Source organism: Actinoplanes sp. ATCC 53533 (genome assembly GCF_003947245.1).
The window spans coordinates 1-24774 of record NZ_QHHV01000109.1; the positions used below are offsets into that span (position 1 = coordinate 1).

Genomic DNA, 24774 nt, shown 5'->3' on the forward strand with positions numbered 1-24774 from the left:
GTCACCTTCCACTTCACCCCGGTCGGATCGTCGTGGATCAACCAGATCGAAACCTGGTTCGGGATCATCACCAAGCAGGCCATCCGCCGGGGCACGTTCACCTCGGTCAACGCCCTGATCCACCGCATCCGCGCCTACATCGAGCACTGGAACACCGATCCGGAACCGTTCGTCTGGACCGCCACCGCCGACGAGATCCTGGCCAAGGTCCGCTGGGTGCAGGCCAGTGTCAGGCAACTCGTCGACAACAACGCCAAGTAACACAACCAGAATCACGCGACACTAGTGTTGGCGCTCGCTCGACGCTCCACCCGGCGCCCTGCGTGACCCCTCGCCGCGTTCATCTCCGACTGCTTCACCACCGTGTGCCGCCTACGCGAAGACCACGAGTCCCGCGCCGGGCAGATCCCGGCGATCATCTCGCGGGGGATCTGGTCGAAGCCCCATCGATCTGATCTCCGAATTCCTCGCCCTGATCGGCCCACCCGACAACATCGTGGTTGTTGCCCTTGCCCTGCGCTACGCCGGTCGGCAAGTCCCCTGCGTAGTCATACTGGCCGCCTGGTCGGCCACACCCGGCTCATCGAAACGCCTTCTCACCCGCATCTGACCTGACGCGAACCCACCCTCGGGTTGAGCAATCGTGGCGTGGCAATTGCCGATCTAGCTTCGGCCGGTGATTACGCGGGCGCGCAGAATGCCTCATGAGACACCCGGAGTCTGGAGAAGGACGGGGGTGCGCGCAGTCAGCTACGTCGACGGCGGCCGGGTGCGGGTGCTGTCGCGCAAACGGCAACGACGTCACGGCCACCTACCCCGAGTTCGGCGGGCTGGAACGGCTCGGCGGTTGACACCGCCGTGAACTGTGGTTGTCACAAAACAGCGGCGCGGATCGACCTTGCTGGTGAAGCAACCTTGGGAGGAGCACACCAGATGCATATCGTCGTTCCGAACTGCGAGCTCGTCTTGATGTCCAGGTTTGCGAGCAGCTCGGTGACGAACCCGCCACAGCCTTCCGCGGTTCCACCCGGGCGAACCGGCCCGCGAACGCTGCGATCATCTGGTCACCGACCTGCTGCCACCGTGCCGGGTTTACGCTGTGACCTGCGGCCACCGCAAGATCTGAAGTCTTGTCCACAACAGACTCAGGATCACGCGGTGGCCGCTCTGTTCCCGGCCACCTTGGCCATGATCACGAAGTACGGCTGCCGTACTAGCTAGGGCGCCACCCGAGAACGACCGCAAGCAACCGAAATAACACGCAGCGCAGTCACTGGGACACCGAAGGTGGCCGAGAGAATGTACTCGATCACACCCGCTCTGAGCTGCGAGAACAGCCTCGTTTAGTCCTTCAGGAGCTGACGGGCCATGACGATGCGCTGCACCTGGTTCGTGCCCTCGTAGATCTGGGTGATCTTGGCGTCGCGCATCATTCGTTCCACCGGGTAGTCGCGGGTGTAGCCGTACCCGCCCAGCAGTTGCACCGCGTCCGTGGTGATCTCCATTGCCGCGTCCGACGCGAAGCATTTCGCCGCCGCCCCGAAGTACGTCAGGTCCGCGTCGCCGCGCTCGCTCTTGCCCGCCGCCACGTACGTCAGCTGCCGGGCCGCCTCCAGTTTCATTCCCATGTCGGCGAGCATGAACTGGATGCCCTGGAATTCGGCGACCGCCTTGCCGAACTGCTTGCGCTCCTTGACGTAGCCCTTCGCGAAGTCCAGCGCGCCCTGGGCGATTCCTACCGCTTGCGCCGCGATCGTCACGCGGGTGTGGTCCAGCGTCTTCATCGCCGTCGCGAAGCCGGTGCCCTCTTCGCCGATCATCCGGTCCAGCGGGATCCGTACGTTGTCGAAGTAGACCTCTCGGGTCGGGCTGCCCTTGATGCCCAGTTTCTTTTCCGGGGCGCCGAAGCTGACGCCCTCGTCGGATTTCTCCACCACGAACGCCGAGATGCCCCGGGACCGGGCGGCCGCGTCGGTGACCGCGAAGACCGTGTAGTACTCCGAGACGCCGGCGTTGGTGATCCAGCGCTTCACGCCGTTGAGCACCCAGTAGTCGCCGTCGCGGACCGCCCTGGTCGACATCGAGACGGCGTCGCTGCCGGCTTCCGGCTCCGACAGGCAGTACGAGAACATCGCCTCGCCGGCCGCGACCGGGGTCAGGTAGCGCTCCTTGAGCGACGCCGAGCCCGCGATGATCAGCGGCATCGTGCCGAGCTTGTTCACCGCCGGGATCAGCGACGAGCTCGCGCAGGCCCGGGCGACCTCCTCGATCACGATCGCGGTGGCCAGGGCGTCCGCGCCCGCGCCGCCGTACTCGGCCGGGATGTGCGGCGCGTGGAAGTCCGAGGACCGCAGGGCGTCGTAGGAGGCCTTGGGGAACTCGCCGCTCTCGTCGGCCTCGGCCGCGTTGGGCGCCACCCGGGCGTCACAGACCTCACGCACGGCAGCGCGGATGGTCTCGTGATCCTCCGGCAGCTGGTAAACGTCGAAATCAGACATGGATGTGGCCCTTTCCTCTGCGGCTCCCGGCCTATGTTACCGACGCGTAGGGTACGCGCACTATCCTTCGCCGCGGACGGCGCGCGGATCGTGGTAGCGCCGTCATGAGAAGGTGAATGCCACGTTTCGGCGCAGGTCCCCCTCCCGCGCCCCGTGTGAGTGGAGTTTCTCCCCGTGACCATCCCGTACCCGACCCACCCGGCCGTGCCCGCTTTCGCCGAGGTCGAGCCGTCCTCCGGGGCCGCCCGGCCCCGGCTGGCCTTCCTCGGCACGGGCTATCTCGGTGCGACGTACGCGATCTGCTTCGCCGAGCTCGGCTACGAGGTCCTCGGTTTCGACGTCGACGAGGCCAAGATAGCCAAGCTGGCGGCCGGGCAGGTGCCGTTCCACGAGGCCGGGCTCGACGAGTTGCTGCGGAACAACCTGGCCGCGGGCCGGTTGCGCTTCACCACCTCGTACACCGAGGTCGCCGACTTCGCCGACGTGCACTTCATCTGCGTCGGGACCCCGCAGCGCGGGGACGGCATGGGCGCCGACCTGTCGTACGTCGAGACGTCGGTGACCAACCTCGCGCGGCACCTGACCCGCCGGGTCCTGATCGTCGGCAAGTCGACCGTCCCGGTCGGCACCGCGGAGTGGATCGAGCAGCTCGTCGCCAAGCACACCGACCCGGAGCTGGGCGTCGAGGTGGCCTGGTCGCCGGAGTTCCTGCAGGAGGGCTTCGCCGTCGAGGACGTGCTACGGCCCAACCGGATCGTCGTCGGCGTCAAGTCCGACTGGGCCAACGGCATGCTGTACGCCGCGCACAAGGGCGTCTTCGACCTGGCCGCCACCGAGGACCGCGAGGTGCCGCTGGTGGTGACCGACTTCGCCACCGCCGAGCTGGTCAAGGTGGCCGCGAACGCCTTCCTGGCCACCAAGATCTCATTCATCAACGCCATGGCCGAGGTCTGCGAGGTCGCCGGCGGTGACGTCACCCAGCTCGCCCGGGCCATCGGCTACGACCCGCGGATCGGCAACCGCTTCCTGCAGGCGGGCGTCGGCTTCGGCGGCGGCTGCCTGCCCAAGGACATCCGCGCGTTCCAGGCCCGCGCCCAGGAGCTCGGCGCCGGCGAGGCCCTGCGCTTCCTGCACGAGGTCGACCTGATCAACCTGCGCCGCCGCAGCAAGGTGCTGCAGCTCGCCGCCGAGCTGCTCGACCGCCGTTCCGGCCCGGCCGGGCCGGACCTGTCCGGCACCCGGATCGCGGTGCTCGGTGCCGCGTTCAAGCCCAATTCCGATGACGTACGGGACGCGCCGTCGCTGGCCGTCGCCGCCGCGCTCGCCAAGGCCGGCGCCGACGTGCACGTGTACGACCCGCAGGGCATGGAGAACGCCCGCGTCGCCCAGCCGGCCCTGCACTACGAGAACTCGATGGCCGACGCGGTCACCGGCGCGGAGTTGGTGTGCGTTCTCACCGAGTGGGCCGATTTCCGCAACGCGGACCCGCACGTGCTCGGTGAACTGGTCGCCGGCAAGCGGGTCATCGACGGCCGGAACTGCCTGGACTCGGTCCTCTGGGCCCGCGCCGGCTGGCAGTACCGGGGCATGGGCCGCCCCGCGCCGGCACTCTGACCCATGCCGAAATGACCCTTCGGCCGCGAACCTGCCGGGTTCGCGGCCGTTTCCATTGATCTCGGCCTGCCTGAGACTGTTCTAATGAGGTGTCGGTTGCTTCGGTAGACGGGTCGAGGAGGTGCCGTGGCGCAGGCTAAGGAGCCGGACGGCTACGACGAGGAGCTCGCCCGCATCGAGGCGTCGATCGCCGACCTCAAGATTCGGGACATGGCGGCCGCCAAGGAACGCACGCAGATCGCCAGCAAGATCCAGGCGGCGCAGTTCCAGCGCGACATCCTCGCGCATGCCAACCAGCAGAAGAAGCGCGCCGCGAAGCCCGCTCGCAAGGTGCGCCGGCGGCCGGTCGAAGGGCCGCCGTCCTGGGCCGAGCCCGGCACTCCGTACACGGAGCCGCCCGGCGTGGCCACCGACGGGGTGACCGTGCTGGTCGACGATCCACCGCCCACCGAGCAGCCGCCGCCCCCGCCGCGCCGCCCGCGGGTCGTCCCGCTGCCGCCCGAGCCCGAGCCGCCGCACCCGCACGGGCACGCGCCCGAGACTTCCTCCCAGTCGGTGCAAAACATTTTGCTCGCCCTCAGCGCGCTGGTGCTCGGCGTCGCCGCCGTCGTCTTCGCGGGTGCGACCACCAATGCGGTGGGCCGCGCCCTGATTCTGGCGATCTTCACGGCCATCGCGCTGGGTGTCGCGCCGAGCGTCTCCCGTCGCGGCCTCACCTCCACCGCCGAGACCCTGGCGGCGGTCGGGCTGGTGCTGCTGCCGATGACCCTGTTCGCGCTGCACGGCAACCGCGCGCTCGGCGGCGCGGCGGTGCCGGCCCCGGTCTTCCTCGGGGTGACGCTGCTGGTCACCGCCGTCGCCGCCTTCCTGTACGCCGGCATCACCCGGCTCGCCGCGCCGCGGTACGCGACCGTGGTGGCCGCGCAGCCGGTGCCGCCGCTGCTCGCGTACCCGATGATCGAAAGCCCGGCCGGCTGGGCGCTCGCGCTGAGCGCCATCGCGCTGGTCGACCTGCTGCTGCTCACCACGGTGATCAGCGAGGGCCGGCTGCTGCCGCGCTGGCCGGCCGGCCGGCCGGTCGCGGCCGACCGGGAGAGCCTGGCCGAGGCGGACGCCCGCGACCTCGGCGCGGCGGATTTCGCCGTGCGCGACGCCGACCCGGCGGATCCGGCCTTCTACGAGCCCGGCACGCCGGCGCGGCCCGAGTCGCTGCCGGAGGAGCCCGATCTGATCATCGACGGGCTGACCGGGCGGCGGCGCTGGAAGTGGCTGCCGACCCGGATCTTCCCCGGTCCGCGCCCCGCCGGTGCCCCGCCCGCCGGCTCCGTCCCGCTGGCCCCGCCAGCCAGCCCGCCCTCGGCGGGCTGGCTGCGCGAACTGACCTTCAGCCTGCTCTGCGTCGCGGCGGCGGGCGCCCTGCTGTACGCGGGCGTAGCGCTGCTCGGCGCGGACGCCGTGCCCGACGCGGTGCGCTCCGGGCTGATCCTGATCCTGGCCGCGGTGACGGTGTCGGCCGCCGCGTGGCTGGTCGGCAAGCTCCCCGCCCGCAACATCGCCGGCGGGGTGCTCGCCCTCGCCGTGATCGCGGCGGCCGCGCGCATCGCCGCCGTGGCCTCACCGGCCTGGACCCTGGCCGTCGCGGCGGCTGCGGTCGCGATCACCGGCGCCGTCGTCCGGATGGTGCCCGATGAGGTCCGGCGCGGCCCGCAGTACGCCTCGGCCTGCGCCCTCACGCTGATCGGCCTGCTCGTCGCCGTGGACGCGCTGCGCGCGGCGTTCGCGCCGGTGCAGGCCGCCCGCCCGGTCTGGAACGCGGACACCGCGGCGTACGCCGACCGGCTGGCCGAGGCCGCGGGCCAGTCCGGCTGGCTGCTCGCCTTCAGCGCCCTGCTGCTGACCATCGCCGCCGCGCTCGCGCTCCCGACCGAATATCGCCACGAGGGCGCGGTGGTCGGTGTCGCGCTGACCGCGCTGGCGGTGCCCGCCTCGCTGAGCCTGCCCTGGTCGGAGGCGCCCTGGCCGCTGGTGCTCGCCGCCATCGGCCTCGGCGGGGCCGGCCTGCTCGCGCCGACCCGGCGGATCGCGATCACCCACATCGCGGCGGCCGGGGTGGTCGGCCTGTTCGGCGCCGCCGCCGCGCTGAGCGCGTCGTGGCTCACCGCCGCGGTGCTCACCGCGCTGGCGGGCGCGGGTGTGATGGTCGCGGTCGCGGCCCGGCAGATCCCGGTACGCCTGTACGCGTGGCTGATCGGCGACTGGGCCGCCGGGGCGGCCGCATTGACCATCCCGGGTGCCGTGGTGACGGCCGTGCTCGCCACCCACGACACCGGTGGCGGCCCGCCGCCCACCGAGGCGGTCACCGTGCCCGCGCTGGCGCTGGGCTTCCTCGCGGTGGCCGGCACGCTCAGCTACGCGGCCGTCTTCCAGGTCGCCCGCCGCGAGATCAGCCTGCCGCTGACCGTCGGGGCCGGGGCGGGCGCGGTCGCGATGGCGCTCGCCGCCCTGCTCTCCCCCGGTGCCAAGGCGCCCGACATCTGGGTCGGCGCGCTCCTGCTGGCCGCCGCGGGCCTGCTCTTCTTCGCCAAGTCGATCGACAGCGGCCGGCGCGCCGACCGGATGATCGACGGCCCCGACATCGCCGCCGCCGCGGCCACCGTGGCCATCTGCGGCGCGCTCGCCCGGGTCGCCGCGCTGGCGTTCCCGCAGGCCCCGCTCGCCGTCGCCGCCGTCGTGGTCCTGATCGTGGCGTTCGGCGTGCGGGCGCTGCCCGAGGAGTGGCGCCGGGGCCCGGTCCGCGGTCTCGGGGTCGCCGGTCTCGCCGTGGTGGCGATCGCCGGCTGGCAGGCGATCGCCAGCGCCCTGCGGATCATCGCGGCGCCGGGCCCGATCTGGCACTCCGACGTCACCGCGTACTCCACGATCCCGCCGCAGGGCGCCTGGCAGGCCCCGGTCGCCCTGCTGATCGCCGCGGCCGCCGCCTCCGCCGCGCTGCCCCGACCGGTCAGATACGACGTCAGCTCGGTCTGCGTCGCGCTGGCCACGGTCGGCGCGCCGGCCGCCTTCGGCCTGCCCTGGTGGTCGCCGCTGCTGATCGGCGGGGCGGTCACCCTCGCGTACGGCATCGCCGCCGTCGCCGCGACGGACCCGCGCGCCGCGATCGACCGGGTCGTCGTCGCCGCCGTCGTGGCCCTGCACGCCGCCGGTGCGGGGCTGGCCCACCCGTGGTCCACCGCGATCGCCCTGGGCCTGATCATGCTCACCGGCATCCTGGTCGCCTGGATGTCGCGGGCCGACCTGACGCCGGGCGCGCGCCGGGGGTGGGCCGAGACGGCCGACGGCAGCGAGGTGATCAACCTCGCGCTCGACGACACCGGCATGCCCCGGCACCGGGCCCAGATCGGCGGGGCCGGCACCGCCGCGGCGCTGCTCGCCGCGCCCGGTGTGCTCGCGGCCGTGGCGGCGGACCAGGGCAACACCGCGCAGGTGGTGCTGACCGCCGCGCTGGCCGGCTCCAGCCTCGCGCTGGCCCTGCTGGCGATGGTCGGCCGCTGGGTGCCGCAATATCTGCCCTGGGCCACCGTCGGCCTGGTCGGCGGCGCCACCATCACCGCGCTCGCCTCGCTGCCCAGCGACTACCCCACGGCCCTGTACGCGGCCGCGGCCGCCCTGCTCTGCGTCGTCGCGGAACTGCTGCGCGGGGCCATCCCGGCGCCGGGCCTCACCGTCGCCCCGAGCCGCCACTGGAGCGACGGCGGCTACGTACGCCCCCGCTGGACGGCGATCCGGCCGAGCGGCCTGAAGGGCCGCTGGCTCGTCGACCCGGCGACCGGCGCGGTGGTCGTCGGCGCCCTGCCGACGATCCTGGCGCTGTTCTCCATCGCCCCGGCGCTGCGCGCGGCCCTCATCGACCCGCTGCAGCAGCTCGGCGCGATCTGGGACGGCCCGATCGCGGCGCTGTCCAACCCGGCGCCCGGCAACGTCGACGGCACCAGCGTGCTCGCCGCCGTGCTGCTGACCGTCGCCGCGGCGCTCGCCGCCCTGGGCTTCGGCGGCAAGCCGGCCGAGGCGGTCCCGGTGATCCTGCCCGGCCTGGCCATCACCCTGTTGATCGCCCCGATCGCCCTGAACGTACGGTGGCCCGGCTCGACGACGGCCGCCCTGATCGTCTTCACCATCTCGATGCTGGGGCTGGCGCTGACCCCACCGCCGGTCGCCACCCGGGCCGCGCTGCTGCGCACGACCCGCAACATCGTGTTCGTCATCGGCCTGCTGGCCGGCGGCGCCGGCCTGGCGGGCAGCCTCGCCGACCGGCAGCTGACGCTCTTCACCCTCGGCATGGCCATCATCGTCGGCCTGGTCGGCGCGATCGGCGGCCGCAGCCAGCACGCCCGCATCCTGGGCTGGCTGTTCGCCGCGGTGATGGGCCAGATGTTCGTGCTGACCGTCGCCCTCGTGGCCGGGCTGACCCCGGCGTGGGCGGCCTTCGGCGTGCTGACGGTGGGCGCGATGCTGCTGGTGCTGGAGGCGCTGCTGCCCCGGCTCGGCCTGCCGGAATACCGCCGCGAGGCGACCACGGTGGAGTGGAGCGGCTACGCGTCGGCGCTGCTCGCGGGCGCACTGGCCTTCGACTCGCCGGCACACCTCGCGGCCCTGCTCGCCGCGTGGGGCGCGGTGCTGGGCCTGACGGCGACCCGACCGGGCCGCACCCCGAACCAGCGCCGCAACCTGTTCTGGCTGGCGGTCGGCTTCGAGATCGTCGGCATCTGGCTGTTCATCGCCATCGCGGACGTGGCCCTGCCGGAGGCGTACACGCTGCCGTTCGCCGCCCTGGCCCTGCTGGTGGGCGTGCTGGAGTCCCGGCAGCGCCCGGACCTGAGCAGCTGGGCGGCGTACGGCCCGGCCCTGCTGGCGGCGTTCGTCCCGACGATCGCCCTGGTGATCGCCACGGACGCGGGCGACCTGCGCGAACTGCTGCTGTTGCTGGGCGCGGTGACCACCCTGATCGTGGGCTCCCGCCTGCAACAGCAGGCACCGGTGGTGGTCGGCGCGGCGGCGACGGCGATCGCCGCGATCCACTTCGCGACGACGCTGGTCGGGCCCTGGCTGGTCCTGGTGCCGGTGGGCGTGATCCTGCTGTTCCTGGGCGCCACGAACGAGAACAGGCGCCGCACCCAGGAGCGGCTCCGCGGTGCCCTGGTCCGCATGCGCTGACCCGGATGGAAACCAACGGCATCGGTGTGCACCTACCCGCCGTCGTCACCCTCGACGACTTGGCGGCCATGAACCGCGCCAGCAAATACGGCCATCGTTTCGAGCTGAGCCCGGAGGGAGCGCTGTCGGTCACGCCACTGCCCGACTCCGAGCACGCTGCCGTCGCCAGCAGGCTGGTCGGCTGGCTGGCCATCGCCGGTTGGCCACCCGAGCAGTTGCTGCAGGCCGCGGGAATCCGCCTCGCCGGCCCGGAGGGCTCGGGCGGAAGAATCCCGGACCTCACGGTCTGGGCGCGGCCTCAGCCGCCCAGCACTTGGCTGCCCCTTGCCGACCTGCTCCTCGTGGTGGAGATCGTGTCGCCGGGCTCGAAGCCGATCGACGAGTTGGTCAAGCTCCGCGAGTACGCGCGAGCCGGCATCCGGCGCTACTGGATGGTCGATCGCGACGTCGCTCAGACGGTGACCCTGCACCTGCTAGGCGCGGGCGACACCTACGAGGTCGCCGCCAAAATGCCGCTCGCGTGGTTGCTACGGACGCCACACCTGCCGACCACCACCTCGGCGGCTGAGGAAAGTCAGCCGAGCAGGCGGGCGCGCAGGGCCTCGTCCTTCTCCGCGACGACCTGCTCCAGGTTGGCCTGAAATGCCTGCATGCGCTTGAGCAGCACCGGATCCGAGGCGGCCAGGATGCGGACGGCCAGCAGGCCCGCGTTCCGGGCCCCGCCGATCGAGACCGTCGCCACCGGCACGCCCGCCGGCATCTGCACGATCGACAGCAGCGAGTCCATGCCGTCCAGGTATTTCAGCGGCACCGGCACGCCGATCACGGGCAGCGGGGTCATCGACGCCACCATGCCGGGCAGGTGGGCCGCCCCGCCCGCGCCGGTGATGATGACCTTGAGGCCGCGGTCCGCCGCCGAGGTCGCGTAGTCGACCATCTTCTTCACCGTGCGGTGCGCCGAGACGACGCCGACCTCGAACGGGACCTCGAACTCGGCGAGGGCCAGCGCCGCCGCCTCCATCGTCGACCAGTCCGAGTCGCTGCCCATGATCACGCCGACGGTGGGTGTCATTCCGTGCCTTCCTGAAGCCAGCGGGCGGCGCGCGCCGCCCGGGCGCGGACCGCGGTCATGTCGTCGCCCAGCACGGTGACGTGGCCGATCTTGCGGCCCGGGCGGACCTGCTTGCCGTAGAGGTGCACGCGGGCGCCCGGGTCGGCGGCGAAGAGGTGGTGCAGGCGCTCGTCGATGGACATCCCGCCCGGCTCGCCGCCGAGCACGTTGGCCATCACCACGGCCGGGGCGGTCAGGGCGGTCTCACCCATCGGATAGTCCAGCACGGCCCGCAGGTGCTGCTCGAACTGCGACGTCCGCGCGCCCTCGATGCTCCAGTGGCCCGAGTTGTGCGGTCGCATGGCCAGCTCGTTGACGACGATGCCGGACGCGGTCTCGAAGAGCTCCACGGCGAGCAGGCCGACCACCCCGAGGGCGTTGGCCAGGTCGATGGCGAGCTGCTGGGCCTCGACGGCCAGCGCCTCGGAGAGCCCGGGCGCGGGCGCGAGCACCTCGACGCAGATGCCGTCCCGCTGCACCGTCTCGACGACGGGATAGGCCGCGACCTGCCCGAACGGCGACCGGGCGACCAGCGCGGCCAGCTCGCGCCGCAGCGGCACCCGCTCCTCGACGATCAGCTCGGTGCCGGTGGCGACCAGCTCGGCCGCCGCCTCCGGACCATCGAGCATCCAGACCCCGCGACCGTCATATCCGCCACGCACCGCCTTGGCCACCACCGGCCAGCCCACGCCCGGCGCCACGTCGGCCGCGCGCTCGGACGAGGCAGCGCCGGCGTCGGCTGTGGACGCGGAGCTGGCCGAACCCGAGGCGGCGAAGGCGATGATGTCCTCGGCTGAGGTCACCGGGTGCCAGCGCGGCACAGGTGCGCCCAGCGCGGTCAGCCGTTCCCGCATCTGCCGCTTGTCCTGCGCGTAGCGGATCGCGTCAGCGCCGGGGTAGATCTTGACGCCCTCGGCCGCGAGCGCGGCGATGTGCTCGGTGGGCACGTGCTCGTGATCGAAGGTGACCGCGTCGCAGCCCTTGGCGAACTCGCGCAGAGCGGCCAGATCGGTGTGCGTGCCGATCCGCACATCGGCGGCGACGAGGGCGGCGCTGTCGTCCGGCGACTCGGAGAGCACGCGCAACGACTGGCCGAGGGCTATCGCGGCCTGGTGGGTCATCCGGGCCAACTGGCCGCCACCCACCATGCCGACTACAGGCAGACCGGTTCGGGTATCCATCTCGCCGCCAGCCTAACGAGCCCCGGCCTGACCCCGCCAAGCGCCCCGAACACCCGACACCAGCCGCCCGGCGAGCCACGAGCGGCCCACCGACGGTCACGCGATGCCGGCCGCAAGCCGTTCGGCGGGGGTCAGCCGGACAGGAGGGCTACCAGGTCGTCGACCGTTGTCACCGGCCGGTCGCAGACGAAGCCGCGGCAGACGTATGCCGCCGGTCCGCCGTCGATCAGCGGGCGCCCGGCCAGCAGGGGCACGCCCGGGCGGTCCGGCTCGCCGGCCACCACCACGGTTCCCGGTGGGGCATGCCGGTGGGCAGCCGTCACCAGCGGATCCCCCGCCGGGTCGGCGGTGACGATCGCGATCTCGTACGGCCCGGTCAGCACCGCCTCCGCCACCGCCGCCGAGTAACCGGCGAAGCGCGGGTGCCCGCCGATCAGCGGGCCCACCGTCGCCAGCGCCGCGTCCGCGGCCTCCCGGTAGCGCGTCTCGCCGCTCAGCGCCGCGTACGCGACCAGCGCGGCGCACAGCGCGGCCAGCCCCGACGGCGTCGCGTTGTCGGTCGGGTCCGCGGGCCGGGTGACCAGCCGCTCCGCGTCGTCGGCCGTGTCGAAGAAGCCGCCCTGCCCGGTCGGGAAGTGTTCGAGCGCCACGTCCAGCAGGTCGCCCGCCCGGGTGAGCCACCGCCCGTCGCCGGTGAGCTGGTGGATCGCGCAGAACGCCTCGGCCACGCAGCCGTAGTCCTCCAGGACGCCCGCCGGCTCACCGACCACGCCGTCGCGGGAGACCCGGCGCAGCCGGCCGTCCACGATGTGCCGATCGGCCAGCACCGTCGCCAGCTCGATCGCCGCCGCGCCGTCCGCGCCGGTGAGCTGGGCGTACTCGGCCAGGGCGGTGATCGCCAGGCCGTTCCAGGAGGCGACCACCTTGTCGTCGCGGGCCGGCTGCGGGCGCCGGCTCCGGGCCGCGAGCAGCCGGGATCGTACGGCCTGCCAGCGGGTCACCAGTTCGGGCGTCGCGGCGTCGATGTCGCGGGCCAGCACGAGCACGCTGCTGCCGTGCTCGAACGTGCCCTTCGTGGTCACCCGGAACAGGTCCGCCGCCCAGGCACCGTCCTCGTCCCCCAGCGCCTCGATCAGCTGAGCGGGGGTCCAGGCGTAGGTCAGCCCTTCGGTGCCGTCGGTGTCCGCGTCCAGTGCGGAGGCCAGCCCGCCCGCCGGGGTGGCCAGGTCCCGGAGCAGGAAGCCGGCCGTCTCGTCGGCGACGCGCCGCACGAACGGGTCGTCGGTCAGCCGCCACAGCTGCGTGTAGACGCGCAGCAGCAGGGCGTTGTCGTACAGCATCTTCTCGAAGTGCGGCACGGTCCACGTGTTGTCCACCGCATAGCGGGCGAAACCGCCGGCGAGCTGGTCGTAGATGCCGCCGCGGGCCATCTGCTCGGCCGTGTGCCGGACGATCTCCAGGTCACCCTCCGCGCCCGTGCGCTGGTGGTGGCGCAGCAGGAACTGCAGGTTCATGTGCGGCGGGAACTTCGGGGCGCCGCCGAAGCCGCCGTACGAGCGATCGTGCTCCTTGGTCAGCAGATCCGCCGCCGTGTCGAGCAGCTCCGCCGAGATCGGCGCGGTCGGGCCGCCGACCAGCTGGGCGCCGCCGATCGCCTCGACCACCGCGGTTCCCTGGGTGACCACCGCGTCGCGCTGGTCGCGCCAGGCGGTGGCCACCGAGTCGAGCAGGCGGGTGAAGTTGCTCTTCGGGAAGTACGTCCCGCAGAAGAACGGCTCGCCGGCCGGGGTGGCGAAGACCGTCATCGGCCAGCCGCCCTGCCCGGTCATGGCCTGGGTGGCGGTCATGTAGACGGCGTCAACGTCGGGCCGTTCCTCACGGTCCACCTTGATCGCCACGAACCCGTCGTTGACCAGCCGGGCCACCTGGGCATCCTCGAAGGACTCATGGGCCATCACGTGGCACCAGTGACAGCTTGAATATCCCACACTGATCAAGAGCGGAACGTCTCGCCGCTTGGCTTCCGCAAAGGCGTCGCTCCCCCACGGCCACCAGTCCACGGGGTTGTCCTTGTGCTGCAGGAGGTAGGGCGAGGTCGCCCGAGCGAGACGATTGGCCATGCCTCACCCTCTCACGGCCACCACGGGCACCCGGCTCGTTGCCAACCTTCGTGGACTGGCCGGAGTCGACCAGGCCGTTGCCCTCCAGCGCCCCCTCGATCGCCGACGCTCGGCACCTGGAATGGTTCGCCGAGCGCGTCGGCTCAACGTTCGCGGCCGGCATCGTCCTCCACATCGGCCCTCGCGTCTTCCGGCTTGCCGAACGGATCGTCGCCGTACCGATCGCCAGTCTCTGGGCACTACGAATGACTGACTAAGCGCCGCGGAGGGCCATGCAGCCAACCTAACCCGGCCGGAGGCCTCAGGAGGCGCCGTCCACGCGGAGTGGAATGACCTTCGGCGGCGCCGCCTGCGCGAGCTGGTTGAGCGCCGCGACGATCTTGTCGGCGGGCAGCGGGCGGCTGAAGTGGTAGCCCTGCGCGGAAGTGCAGCCCAGGGCCAGCAGTGCGGCCCTCTGGTCGGCGGTCTCGACGCCCTCGGCCACCACCCGCGCGCCCAGGCGGGCGCCCAGCTCCACCGCGCCCCGGACCACCGCGGCGGCGGCCGCGGAGTCGGTCATGTCGGTGACGAAGGACCGGTCGACCTTGAGCTCGTCCACCGTCACCCGGGTCACGAACGACAGCGACGAGAAACCTGTGCCGAAGTCGTCGACCGAGATCTGCACGCCCATGACCCGCAGCGCGGCGATGACCTCGTCCACCACCTCCTGGTCGCTGACCGCCACCGACTCGGTGATCTCCAGCACCAGCCGGCCCGCGCCCAGCCGGTGCCGGCGCAGCGCGTCGGCGACCTGGGCGGGCAGGGTGGCGTCGAGCAGGCTGCGGGCCGACATGTTGACCGAGACCGGCAGGTCGAGGCCGTGCCCGGCCCAGTCCGCCGCGGCGGCCAGCGCGTGGTCGAGCACATAGCGGGTGAACGGGGCGAGCAGCTCGCCGTGCTCGATGGTGTCGATGAAGTCGTTCGGGCTCAGCATCCCGCGGCGGGGGTGCTGCCAGCGGATCAGCGCCTCGACGCCGGTCGGCGCGCCGGTCTGCAGGTCGACCTCGGGCTGCAGGGCGAGCACGAGTTGGTCGTCGGTGCTGAGGGCGTCGTACAACTCGGCCGGCAGGGCCAGGTGATCGGTGCTCGTGGCGTCCCGCGCGCTGTCGTACGTGGCCACCCCGACGTGCAGCTCCTTGGCCTGATCGAGGGCGATGCCGGCGCGCCGGATCAGCTCGGCCAGGTCGGTGCCGCCCGCGCTGGAGACGGCCACCCCGACCGCGATCTCGGTGACCAGCCGCACCCCGCCGATCTCCATCGGCAGGCCGAGCTGGTCGACCAGCTCACGAGCCCGGCGTACGGCCCGGGGCAGCGGGTTCGGCACCTCGTGCAACGGCGTCGCCGAGTCGGTGAGGGTGGCGATGGTGGGCAGCAGCACGGCGAACTCGTCGTCGCCGAGCCGGGCCACCAGCTCCTGCTCGCGGGCCAGATCGGTGAGGCGTTCGGCCACTGTGCACAGCATCTCGTCGCCGGCGCGGTGCCCGAGGGTGCCGTTGACCTCACGGAAGTCGTTGAGGTCGAGCAGCAGCAGCCCGACCTGCCGGTCGCGGTGGAACGAGCGCAGCAGCGCGTCGCCGTCGGCGAGGAGCGCGGACCTGTTCGCCAGCCCGGTCAACGGGTCGTGCACACCGTCGTGGGCGACTTTCTCTTCCAGCTGGGCCAGCCTCTCGTGCGCCGCGGCATCATGCAACGCACCGGCGAGGGCGTCGCCATACGCGGAGACGGCAAGTTCGTCACGGGCGACGGGCAGGGTCGGCTCGGTCAGCCACACGGTCAGCTCACCGACCTCGGTGCCACCGACGGTCATGGCCCTGGTGATCACGGGACCGGGCACGGCGCCCGGGGTCGGATCGTGGGAAGCGCCGTCGGCCGCATATCGGCGAGGGCTGCCGCCGCGCCGCAGGACCTCGATCTCGACGCGGCGGGCGCCGAAGACGTCCAGCGCCCCGCGCAGGCCGGCCGCCGCCACGGCCAGCTCGGAGGGGCCGCCCAGGGTGCGGGTGGCGCGGGCGAACGCCTCCCAGATCCGGCGTTCCTCCTCGGCGCACAGGTGGTAGCGGTAGGTGCGCTGCAGCAGCCACAGCGACGGCGGCAGGGCGAGCAGCCACAGCGGCTGGTTGATCAGGGCGAACAGCGAGAGCAGCCCGACCAGCACGTTGCCGACGAACATCGGCAGCTTGGCGTGCAGGGCGCGCACCGCGATCTTCGCGGGCGGGCCGTCGCGGTGCAGCGAGAGGGTCAGCACGGCGAGGCCGAGCGTGACGATCAGGTAGGCGAACGCGCCGGCGATGAGCCCGACCTGGGCGCGGGCGCTGGCCACGGGCGCGGACGGCCCGGTGACGGCATAGGTGACAGCGGTCGCCACCGCCGCGCCCAGGCTCAGCGAGGCGGCCAGGTGCACCAGGTCGGCCACCACCCGCTGGTCGTTGAGCCAGGTGATGACCACCCAGGCGCCGACGGCACCGAGCAGCGTCGCGGCGGGGAGCCAGCCCGGCGGCGCCAGGGCGAAGCCGAGGATGAACGCCGTCTCGCCCCAGGAGACGCTGACCGTGCCGCGGCCGACGCGGAAGCGCAGCCGCGCGAGTTGGGCGGCGGCGACGAGCAGGACGGCCACGCCGGTTGCACCAGCCGGGGAAAGCGACACGATCTCGGGCCGGCGCAGCGGGAGGATCATGCCGAGCACGGCGACCGCGGCGGCCGCCACGACGACGATCGCGGTAAGGACCCGACCGGCTTTGGGTCGCGACACCGGACCGCCCTTGGCGGGGGGCCGCTCACGCCTGCCTTCGGCCGCGGAGATGGGCTGAGATGTCATGCCACCCCCCTGCTGACCAGCAGCACTGGCGGATGCACGTGCATCTGCAGTGGAGGAAGCGAGGGCTTCGAGATGGTCATCGTCAGCCCCCTTTCCGCACAGGGTGGAGGGACGTCAAAGCCCCCCGGCGGAAGGCTAAGCCAATCCGGCAGAACGCAACAGGGGTTGACGGATGGGCGGTGTCGATGTTCCGGCAGAGACAGAACACACCACGAAGTAGTCCCGAGGGCTTGACAAAGTGGAATCGAGCTCGCGGCGGCTAGGCGCTCTCGTCGCGCCGCTCGCCGGTCGGCGGGACGGCGTCGCGGCCCACGCCCTTGACCTCGGCATCCGTCGCCGAGGTCTCCACATCGGAGGCGTCTGCCGCAGCACCGGTGCCGCGCGGGGCGGCACCGGGACGCTGCAGGTCGGCGTCGAGCCGGGCGATCTCGGCGGCCCGCTTTACCTCGGCCGGATCGGGGAAACTGTCGGGAAGCCGACGCAAGCGCTTGTTCATGTTGCGGATCAGCAGGACTGTGCTTATGGCCATCAGCACGATGATGAACAGACCCATCGGACCGGCCAGGCCACCCGATCGGGTGTCACCGAAGTTGTTGACCGCCAGCACTGCATCCATGTGACTCACGGTACGCCTCAGCGAGCCTCGACCGACTCGCGGATGCCCGCGAACAGGTCGGACTCGGGCAGCGGGCTGTCGACCAGCGAGCGGGCCAGCTCGAAGTCCTCGGTCGGCCAGACCTTCTGCTGGAGCTCCATCGGCACGTGGAACCAGAAGCCGTCCGGGTCGACCTGGGTGGCGTGGGCCCGCAGCGCGTCGTCGCGCACCTCGAAATACTCGCCGCACTCGATCCGCGTGGTGATCTTGTCGCCGCGGTCCGGCCGGTCGTCGCTGCGCTTCAGCCACTCGACATACGGCGACTCCAGGCCGGCCGCGAGCATGCCCTCGTGCAGGGCCATCAGCCGGGCCCTGGTCCAGCCCGAGTTGTAGTAGAGCTTCAGCGGCTGCCACGGCTCGCCCAGCTCGGGGTGCTGCTCCGGGTCACCGGCCGCGTCGAAGGCCACCACGGAGATGTTGTGGCACATGATGTGGTCGGGGTGCGGATAGCCGCCGTTCTCGTCATAGGTGGTCATGACGTGCGGCTTGAACTCGCGGATCAGCTTGATCAGCGGGATCGCGCCCTCGGCCGGGTCGACCAGGCCGAAACAACCCTCGGGCAGCGGCGGCAGCGGGTCGCCCTCGGGCAGCCCGGAGTCGACGAAGCCCAGCCAGGCCTGGTCGACGCCGAGGATCGCGCGCGCCTTCTCCATCTCGGCGCGGCGGATGTTGAAGATGTCGGCCAGCACCTCGGGCCGATCCATCTTGGGGTTGAGCACGCTGCCGCGCTCGCCACCCGTGCACGTCGCGACCAGCACCTCGACGCCCTCGGCGACATATCGGGCCATCGCGGCCGCGCCCTTGCTGGACTCGTCGTCGGGGTGCGCGTGCACCGCCATGAGACGCAACTGCTCAGCCACTGATTTCTCCCTCGACCGGGCCTGTCTTGGAGGACCCCGGTACCGGCTGCGAAGATGGACCTGGCCATTCTGGCCGATGGCACCGACAAAATTCGCAGGAGAGGTCCCCCTGGTGAGCGAGACGCGCGCCACAGCTCCGGTATTCCCGCCGGGCCGCTACGGGCGGCGCCGCGACGGGCGCCGCCGGCTGCTGCTGCCCGTTACGCTCGCCGTGCTGGTCGGGATCGCGGCCGTCTTCCTGGTGATCCGGCTCTACGGCCAGTACGGCGACCCGAACTATGACGCGCAGATCGTCGGCTGGTCGGACGTGACCGACAAACAGATGACGGTCCGCTTCACCGTCCGGGTGCCGGCCGGCGGCTCCGCGACGTGTGGCCTGCGGGCCCGGGACTACGCCGCCGCCGAGGTCGGCCGCCGCACGGTGACGGTCACCGCGAAGGACTCGGCGACCCACATCGACGCCAGTGAGGTCGTCACAACGACGGCCCGGGCGGCGGTCGGTGAAGTCGTCCGGTGCGCTGCCGCGGGCTGACCAACCGGGGCCCGTGCACACCGCTGGTAAGCTTGGTGATTCGCTCCGTACGCCTGTTCGTCCCACCCGTACGTTCAAGGAGAAGAGTCTGTGACCAGTTCAGAGGCGTCGAAGACCTGGCTCTCCCAGGACGCTTACGACCGGCTGCAGGCCGAGCTGGACGAGTTGATCGCAGCCCGGCCGGCCGTCGCCGCCGAGATCAACGCCCGCCGCGAGGAGGGCGACCTCCGCGAGAACGGCGGATACCATGCCGCGCGCGAGGAGCAGGGCAAGCAGGAACACCGGATCCTTTACCTGAAGGAGTTCCTGCGCAAGGCCGAGGTCGGCGACGCCCCGAGCGCCGACAAGGTCGCCCCCGGGACGGTCGTCACGATCTTCTTCGACGACGACAAGAGCGACACCGAGACGTTCCTGCTCGGTTCCCGCGAGATCGCCGCGACCACCGACTACACGGTCTACAGCCCTGAGTCGGCGCTCGGTAAGGCGATTCTCGGCGCGGGCCCCGGCCAGACCGTGACCTACACCGCACCCAGCGGCGCGGACATCAAGGTCACCGTGGTCGAGTTCGGCCCCTTCGGCGCCTAGCCGACAGACGCGAGACCACGCCGGATCCGTTCCACGGGTCCGGCGCTCTCGTCGTCGGCGCAGGTCAGGACGTTCCGGACAGCAGGGTAAGGGCGTATCCCTGGCTGCGCAGGGCGCCGATCAGCGCCGCCGAGTGGTCCGGGCCGCGGGTCTCGACCGAGAGCTGCACCTCGACCTCGCCGAAGCTCAGCCGGGGGTTCTGCCGCGAGTGGGCCACGTCCACGATGTTGGCGCGCTGCTCGGCGATCTCCGCCAGCAGCCGGGCCAGCTCGCCCGGCTGGTCCCCGGTGCGCACGGCCAGCCGCAGGAAGCGGCCCGCCGAGACCAGGCCGTGCTCGATCACCCGCAGCAGCAGCATCGGGTCGATGTTGCCGCCGGAGAGAATGGCCACGATCGGCGGCTTCAGGTCCACCTTGCCGGTGAGCAGGGCGGCCACCGCGGCGCCACCGGCCGGCTCGACCACCATCTTGTGCCGCTCCAGCAGCACCAGCAGCGCCGCCGACAGATCCTCGTCGGTCACCGTCACCACGTCGTCGACCAGCTTGCTGACGTGGGCGAAGTTCAGCACGCCCGGGCGCATCACGGCGATGCCGTCGGCGATGGTCGCGGAGCGTTCCAGCGTCAGCGGCTCGCCCGCGGCCAGGGAGGGCGGATAGGCGGCCGCGCCGATCGCCTGCACCCCGATGATCTGGACCTCCGGGCGCAGCGCCTTGGCGGCCACCGCGACGCCCGAGATCAGGCCGCCGCCGCCGACCGCGGTGACGATGGTGCCGACCTCCGGGCACTGTTCGAGGATCTCCAGCCCGACCGTGCCCTGCCCGGCGATGACGTCCCGGTGGTCGAACGGGTGGATCAGGATCGCCCCGGTGGCCTCGGCGAACGCCCGGGCGGCGGCGAGCGCGTCGTCGACCGTCGTGCCCGCGTACTCGATCGAGGCGCCGTACCCCTTGGTGGCCGAGACCTTCGGCAGCGGCGCGCCCTCCGGCATGAAGACCGTGGACTTCGCACCCAGCATGCCCGCCGCCAGCGCCACGCCCTGGGCGTGGTTGCCCGCGCTCGCGGCGACCACGCCGCGGGCGCGCTCGGCGGCGGAGAGCCGCGAGATCCGGGTGTACGCCCCCCGCACCTTGTAGGACCCGGCACGCTGCTGGTTTTCGCACTTGAGCCACGTCGGCACGCCGAGCGTGCGGGTGAGCGGCAGCGAGTATTCGAGCGGCGTGGTCTTGACGACCCCCGTCAGCAGGGCCCGGGCGGCCTCGATGTCGGCGAGCTCCAGCAGATCGGTCATGAGTCAGATGGTGCCACCCCGGCTCAGACGAAGGCGTGCCGAGGCCACGGGTTGGCGACCTCGAGCTGTCCGGCGATGGCCAGCAGCAGCAGCTCCGACTCCGGCGGGCCGACCAGTTGCACCGCCAGCGGCAGGCCGTCCGGGCGCAACCCGACCGGCACCACGATCGCGGGCAGGCCGGCGATGTTCCACGGCGCGGCGTACGGCGCGTACGCCATGTTGATCCGCATGTTGCGCCGCCAGCTGCCACCGGCGTGCCCGTCGGCGGGCGGCGGCGCCGCCGCCAGGGCGGGCGTGAGCAGCACGTCGATGCCGCTGTCGGCGAAGAACTGGATGCTCTTCTCCCGCCACTGGTCGCGCTGGTGCTGCTTGACCCAGCCGCGCCGCCACACGAACCGGCCGAGCGCGATGTGCCGCCGGGTGCGCGGCTGCAGCGCCCGGACGTCCAGCCCGGCGGCCTCGGCCTCCCGGTATGCGCAGGCGAACCAGGTCGCCAGTCCGGCCAGGCCGACCGCGGTGGAATACGGCGGGTCGGCGGTGACCGTGTCGTGGCCCACCCCGACCAGCAGCTTCGACGCCTTCGAGACGGCGTCGCGGTTCGGCTCGTCGGGCCGGATCCCCGCGACCGGCGAGCGCAGCGAGACGCCGACCCGCAGCCGGTCCGGCTGAACCAGCTTCACCGGGGAACGACCGGCCATGACGCTGAAGCCCAGCGCGGCGTCGGCCACCGTGGTGGCCAGGATGCCGTTCTCGGTCAGCCCGAGCCAGCCGTCCACGCCCAGGTCGCACGGGATCACGTCGCGGCCGGGCTTGAGCCCGATCAGGCCGCAGCAGGCGGCCGGGATGCGCACCGAGCCGAGGCCGTCGTTGCCGTGCGCGATGGGCACCAGCCCGGCGGCGACGGCGGCGGCCGAGCCGCCCGACGACCCCCCGGGGGTACGCTCCAGCGCCCACGGGTTGCGGGTCGGCTCGTCGGTGCCGTCGGTCGTCCCCCACAGCCCCATCTCGGGCATCCGGGTCACGCCGACGACCACCGCACCGGCGCCGCGCAGCCGCCGGACCACCTCGTGATCGTCCTCGGCCACGGCCGAGCGCGCCGCCGCCGAGCCGTGCCAGGTCGGCAGTCCGGCGACGGGCGTGTTCTCCTTCACCGCGACCGGCACGCCCGCCAGCGGCAGGTTGGCCAGGTCTTCCTGGTCGTCGACCTTCTCGGCCTCGGCGATCGCCTCACCGGCACGCACCACGCGGAACGCGGCGAGTGCCGGATCGGAGATCGCGATCTGCTCGAGGTGGTCGGCTACCACCTGGGTGGCTGTCGTGTCGCCGCGCCGTACCGCGCGCGAGATCTGCTTCGCCGTGGCACCCACCCACGTGGTCGCCAGGTTGTCCATGGCCCGTCTCCGTCTGTCTGTCTAGACCTAGCCGAGCGCCTGCTCCAGATCCGCGAGCAGATCGTCAACGGTTTCGATGCCGACAGACAGTCGCACGAGATCGGCAGGGACTTCAAGCGGTGAGCCCGCAGTGGAAAGGTGTGTCATCTGTCCCGGGTGCTCGATCAGCGACTCGACGCCACCCAGCGACTCGGCGAGGATGAAGAGTTTTGTCCGGTTGCAGATGTTGATCGCCTGCTCAGGGCCGCCGGCCGCGCGGAACGACACCATGCCACCGAAGCGCGACATCTGCTTGGCGGCCGTCTCGTGTCCGGGATGCGACTCCAGCCCCGGGTAGAGCACCTGACCGACGGCCTCGTGGTCCTGCAGGTACGTGACGATGCGCTCGGCGTTGTCACAGTGCCGGTCCATCCGTACCCCGAGGGTCTTGATGCCCCGCAGGGTCAGCCAGGCGTCGAACGGACCGTTGACCGCGCCCATCGCATTCTGGTAGAAGGCCAGCTGCTCGCCGAGGTCGTCGCTGGCCGTGACCAGCGCCCCGCCGACCACATCGGAGTGCCCGCCCAGGTATTTGGTCGTCGAGTGGATGACCACGTCGGCGCCGAGCGCCAGCGGCTGCTGCAGGTACGGCGACGCGAACGTGTTGTCCACGGCCAGCATCGCGTCGTACTCGTGCGCCAGCGCGCCGAGTGCGGTGATGTCGGCGATGTTCAGCAACGGGTTGGTCGGCGTCTCCGCCCAGATCAGCCGGGTGTGCCCGGGGCGGAACGCGGCCCGCACCGCGTCCAGGTCGTTCAGCGGCACGGCGGTCCAGTCCACGCCCCAGTTCTCCGCGACCTTCGAGAACAGGCGATAGGTGCCGCCGTACGCGTCATCCGGGATCACCACGTGGTCGCCAGGCCGGCACACCGCCCGCAGCAGCGTGTCCTCGGCGGCGAGGCCGCTGGCGAAGGCCAGGCCGCGCCGGCCACCCTCGATCGCGGCGAGGCACTCCTGCAGGGCGTCGCGGGTCGGGTTGCCCGAGCGGCTGTACTCGTAGCCCAGCCGTGGCGCACCGACGGCATCCTGGGCGTAGGTGCTCGTCTGGTAGATCGGCGGCACCACCGCACCCGTGCGCGGATCAGGATCCTGCCCGGCGTGGATGGCGAGAGTGTCGAAGCCGTACGTGTTACCCGTCATGAATGGCAAGGCTAGTCTGCGCTGATGCCCGACTGCCTCTTCTGTTCGATCGTGGCGGGCACTGTTCCCGCGTTCCGGGTGGTAGACACGCCGGACGGCGTCGGCTTCCTGGACATCCGGCCGGTCTTCAAGGGCCACGTCCTGCTGGTGCCGCGCCCGCACGTGTCCCAGCTGACGGAGCTCCCGGCCGAGCTGCTGCCGGGTTACTTCGCCCTGGTGCGGCGCGTCGCCGCCGCGGTGCCGGCGGCGTGCGGGGCCAAGGGCACGTTCGTGGCGATCAACAACGTGGTGTCGCAGTCGGTGCCGCACCTGCACACCCACGTCGTACCCCGGACAAAGGGCGACGGGCTGCGCGGCTTCTTCTGGCCGCGGACCAGATACGGCTCCGACGAGGAGGCGCAGTCGTACGCCGACCGCATCGCCGAGTCGCTCGGGTAAGGATCGCTCTCGTTCCGGCGTTGCAAGAGTCGGATGAGAGGAGTCACCGTGTTCCTGCGGTACAAGAAGATCGAGCTACCCGGCGCGGAGACGCACACAGTGCTCGGTACGCCGCTGAGGGGCCCCTGGCCGGCCGGCTTCGAGACGGCGGTGTTCGGCATGGGCTGCTTCTGGGGCGCCGAGCGCATCTTCTGGCGGCTGCCCGGCGTGCACTCGACCTCCGTCGGTTACGCGGGCGGCACGACGCCGAACCCGACGTACGAGGAGACCTGCTCCGGACGCACCGGCCACGCCGAGGTGGTGCAGGTGGTCTACGACCCCGCCAAGATCAGCTACGAGCAACTGCTGAAGGCGTTCTGGGAGAACCACGACCCGACGCAGGGCATGCGCCAGGGAAATGACGTGGGCAGCCAGTACCGCTCGGCGATCTATACGACGACGCCCGAGCAGGCCGCGGCGGCGTGGGCGACGCTGGCGGCTTTCCAGCCGGTGGTCACCAAGGCCCGGCGTGGCCGGATCACTACCGAGATCGCCCCGCTGAACATTTACTACTACGCCGAGGATTACCACCAGCAGTACCTCTCGGACGCCAAGAACCCGGGCGGTTACTGCACCCACGGGCCGAACGGCATGACCTGCCCCATCGGGGTGGCAAAGGCAGACGCCTGACCTGTACACCACGCCGGCCACCGCCCACGGCGGTGGCCGGTGGCGGTGCGAGACATCCCGTATTACGACTTGTCATATGAGCACGATTAATTTTCGCGCAGACGATGAAGTCGACGAGGCCCTCGCGGATCTGACATCCGCGGACCGGGACCGCTCGCAGGTCATCCGAGATGCGATCCTCGCCGCGTGGCGCATCCGCCAGGCCGAGCGGCTTCGCACTGAGGCAGAAGGGTCGCCGCCGATCCGGACGACGTCGCCGAGGCACGATCGGTGCCCGCCGACATGGAGTCGCTCCGTGCGTGGTGACGTCCACGAACTGACGGCCCCCCGGGACACCCGGGGGCATGAGCAGCGCAGCAACAGGTACGCGGTGGTGGTGCAGTCCGACCCGCTGCCTCTGTCGACCCTGCTGGTCGCACCCACATCCACCAGCGCCAGGCCGACGAGCTTCCGGCCGGAGGTCGAGATCAACGGCAAGACGACCCACCTCCTGGCCGAGCAGACAGCTGCAGTCCTGCCCGGTCGGCGTCAGCACGCTGCCAGCTGACCTGTCCGATGCGGGCGCCCGCATCGGACACCCGTATCCGT

18 protein-coding genes and 2 pseudogenes are annotated in these 24774 nt (G+C 71.8%); 9 read left to right on the forward strand and 11 right to left on the reverse strand.

The genetic code is table 11. From position 1 onward, the window contains the following. A pseudogene (locus DMB66_RS32155) lies at positions 1-261 on the forward strand (IS630 family transposase); the annotation flags it as partial. 1082 nt (positions 262-1343) lie between these two features. Here the strand turns inward: DMB66_RS32155 and DMB66_RS32160 are convergent. Further along, positions 1344-2498, reverse strand: coding sequence for an acyl-CoA dehydrogenase family protein (locus tag DMB66_RS32160; RefSeq protein WP_125807882.1), 1155 nt, complete (start codon positions 2496-2498; stop codon positions 1344-1346). 174 nt (positions 2499-2672) lie between these two features. On the opposite strand from DMB66_RS32160, the gene DMB66_RS32165 reads away from it, so the two are divergent. The 3 genes from DMB66_RS32165 to DMB66_RS32175 all read left to right on the forward strand — a co-directional run bounded on the left by DMB66_RS32165 (position 2673) and on the right by DMB66_RS32175 (position 9964). Beyond that, complete coding sequence (locus DMB66_RS32165; protein WP_125807883.1) at positions 2673-4112, forward strand: UDP-glucose/GDP-mannose dehydrogenase family protein; 1440 nt, start codon at positions 2673-2675, stop codon at positions 4110-4112. A 126-nt stretch (positions 4113-4238) separates the two neighbouring features. Further along, positions 4239-9323: an SCO7613 C-terminal domain-containing membrane protein gene (locus DMB66_RS32170; protein ID WP_125807884.1), complete on the forward strand. Its 5085-nt coding sequence runs from the start codon at positions 4239-4241 to the stop codon at positions 9321-9323. 5 nt (positions 9324-9328) lie between these two features. Continuing rightward, positions 9329-9964, forward strand: a complete 636-nt coding sequence (locus DMB66_RS32175; protein WP_233624989.1) for a Uma2 family endonuclease — start codon at positions 9329-9331, stop codon at positions 9962-9964. Here DMB66_RS32175 and purE read toward each other — a convergent pair. From purE to mca, 7 genes and pseudogenes are all read right to left on the reverse strand, one after another. After that, entirely contained in the window at positions 9898-10395 is a 498-nt protein-coding gene (purE, locus tag DMB66_RS32180) for a 5-(carboxyamino)imidazole ribonucleotide mutase (RefSeq protein ID WP_125807885.1), read from the reverse strand. The genes DMB66_RS32175 and purE overlap by 67 nt on opposite strands. Beyond that, complete coding sequence (locus DMB66_RS32185) at positions 10392-11255, reverse strand: 5-(carboxyamino)imidazole ribonucleotide synthase (protein ID WP_370319614.1); 864 nt, start codon at positions 11253-11255, stop codon at positions 10392-10394. The genes purE and DMB66_RS32185 overlap by 4 nt, the downstream gene beginning before the upstream one ends. Then, positions 11234-11615: pseudogene (locus DMB66_RS66085) on the reverse strand (5-(carboxyamino)imidazole ribonucleotide synthase); the annotation flags it as partial. The pseudogene DMB66_RS66085 and the gene DMB66_RS32185, both read right to left, overlap by 22 nt. A 131-nt stretch (positions 11616-11746) precedes the next feature. Continuing rightward, positions 11747-13735 (reverse strand): thioredoxin domain-containing protein, encoded by a 1989-nt coding sequence (locus tag DMB66_RS32190; protein ID WP_125807887.1) that lies wholly within the window; start codon positions 13733-13735, stop codon positions 11747-11749. A gap of 301 nt (positions 13736-14036) precedes the next feature. Continuing rightward, positions 14037-16589: a bifunctional diguanylate cyclase/phosphodiesterase gene (locus DMB66_RS32195; RefSeq protein WP_125807888.1), complete on the reverse strand. Its 2553-nt coding sequence runs from the start codon at positions 16587-16589 to the stop codon at positions 14037-14039. Positions 16590-16848: 259 nt separating this feature from the next. Beyond that, on the reverse strand, positions 16849-17205 hold the full coding sequence (locus DMB66_RS32200; RefSeq protein ID WP_125807889.1) for a hypothetical protein: 357 nt from the start codon (positions 17203-17205) through the stop codon (positions 16849-16851). A 17-nt stretch (positions 17206-17222) separates the two neighbouring features. Then, positions 17223-18104 (reverse strand): mycothiol conjugate amidase Mca, encoded by an 882-nt coding sequence (mca, locus tag DMB66_RS32205; protein WP_125807890.1) that lies wholly within the window; start codon positions 18102-18104, stop codon positions 17223-17225. A 112-nt stretch (positions 18105-18216) separates the two neighbouring features. On the opposite strand from mca, the gene DMB66_RS32210 reads away from it, so the two are divergent. Both DMB66_RS32210 and greA read left to right on the forward strand, forming a co-directional pair. After that, entirely contained in the window at positions 18217-18636 is a 420-nt protein-coding gene (locus DMB66_RS32210; protein ID WP_125807891.1) for a DUF4307 domain-containing protein, read from the forward strand. Positions 18637-18726: 90 nt separating this feature from the next. Next, positions 18727-19221 carry a transcription elongation factor GreA gene (gene greA / locus DMB66_RS32215; RefSeq protein ID WP_125807892.1) on the forward strand — a complete coding sequence of 165 codons (495 nt, stop codon included), beginning with the start codon at positions 18727-18729 and terminating at the stop codon, positions 19219-19221. Positions 19222-19285: 64 nt separating this feature from the next. On the opposite strand, the gene ilvA is transcribed toward greA, so the two are convergent. From ilvA to DMB66_RS32230, 3 genes are read right to left on the reverse strand one after another with little or no spacing between them, the layout of a single operon-like run. Then, complete coding sequence (gene ilvA / locus DMB66_RS32220; protein ID WP_125807893.1) at positions 19286-20509, reverse strand: threonine ammonia-lyase; 1224 nt, start codon at positions 20507-20509, stop codon at positions 19286-19288. A gap of 23 nt (positions 20510-20532) precedes the next feature. Beyond that, positions 20533-21900, reverse strand: a complete 1368-nt coding sequence (locus DMB66_RS32225; protein ID WP_125807894.1) for an amidase — start codon at positions 21898-21900, stop codon at positions 20533-20535. A gap of 27 nt (positions 21901-21927) precedes the next feature. Continuing rightward, complete coding sequence (locus tag DMB66_RS32230; RefSeq protein ID WP_125807895.1) at positions 21928-23079, reverse strand: cystathionine gamma-synthase; 1152 nt, start codon at positions 23077-23079, stop codon at positions 21928-21930. A gap of 24 nt (positions 23080-23103) precedes the next feature. Between DMB66_RS32230 and DMB66_RS32235 the strand changes: the two genes are divergently transcribed. The 3 genes from DMB66_RS32235 (at position 23104) to DMB66_RS32245 (ending at position 24733) form a co-directional block, all read left to right on the forward strand. Continuing rightward, on the forward strand, positions 23104-23517 hold the full coding sequence (locus DMB66_RS32235) for an HIT family protein (RefSeq protein WP_125807896.1): 414 nt from the start codon (positions 23104-23106) through the stop codon (positions 23515-23517). 33 nt (positions 23518-23550) lie between these two features. After that, on the forward strand, positions 23551-24186 hold the full coding sequence (msrA, locus tag DMB66_RS32240) for a peptide-methionine (S)-S-oxide reductase MsrA (protein WP_125807897.1): 636 nt from the start codon (positions 23551-23553) through the stop codon (positions 24184-24186). 295 nt (positions 24187-24481) lie between these two features. Next, complete coding sequence (locus tag DMB66_RS32245) at positions 24482-24733, forward strand: type II toxin-antitoxin system PemK/MazF family toxin (protein ID WP_125807898.1); 252 nt, start codon at positions 24482-24484, stop codon at positions 24731-24733. Positions 24734-24774 lie beyond the last annotated feature (41 nt).

Excerpts from the sequence above, each read along its gene's own strand:
- DMB66_RS32160 (WP_125807882.1), bottom strand. The coding sequence starts at position 2,498 with ATGTCTGATTTCGACGTTTACCAGCTGCCGGAGGATCACGAGACCATC.
- DMB66_RS32175 (WP_233624989.1), top strand. The coding sequence starts at position 9,329 with ATGGAAACCAACGGCATCGGTGTGCACCTACCCGCCGTCGTCACCCTC.
- purE (WP_125807885.1), bottom strand. The coding sequence starts at position 10,395 with ATGACACCCACCGTCGGCGTGATCATGGGCAGCGACTCGGACTGGTCG.
- DMB66_RS32190 (WP_125807887.1), bottom strand. The coding sequence starts at position 13,735 with ATGGCCAATCGTCTCGCTCGGGCGACCTCGCCCTACCTCCTGCAGCAC.
- DMB66_RS32195 (WP_125807888.1), bottom strand. The coding sequence starts at position 16,589 with ATGACATCTCAGCCCATCTCCGCGGCCGAAGGCAGGCGTGAGCGGCCC.
- DMB66_RS32200 (WP_125807889.1), bottom strand. The coding sequence starts at position 17,205 with ATGGATGCAGTGCTGGCGGTCAACAACTTCGGTGACACCCGATCGGGT.
- ilvA (WP_125807893.1), bottom strand. The coding sequence starts at position 20,509 with ATGACCGATCTGCTGGAGCTCGCCGACATCGAGGCCGCCCGGGCCCTG.
- DMB66_RS32225 (WP_125807894.1), bottom strand. The coding sequence starts at position 21,900 with ATGGACAACCTGGCGACCACGTGGGTGGGTGCCACGGCGAAGCAGATC.
- DMB66_RS32230 (WP_125807895.1), bottom strand. The coding sequence starts at position 23,079 with ATGACGGGTAACACGTACGGCTTCGACACTCTCGCCATCCACGCCGGG.
- DMB66_RS32235 (WP_125807896.1), top strand. The coding sequence starts at position 23,104 with ATGCCCGACTGCCTCTTCTGTTCGATCGTGGCGGGCACTGTTCCCGCG.
- msrA (WP_125807897.1), top strand. The coding sequence starts at position 23,551 with ATGAGAGGAGTCACCGTGTTCCTGCGGTACAAGAAGATCGAGCTACCC.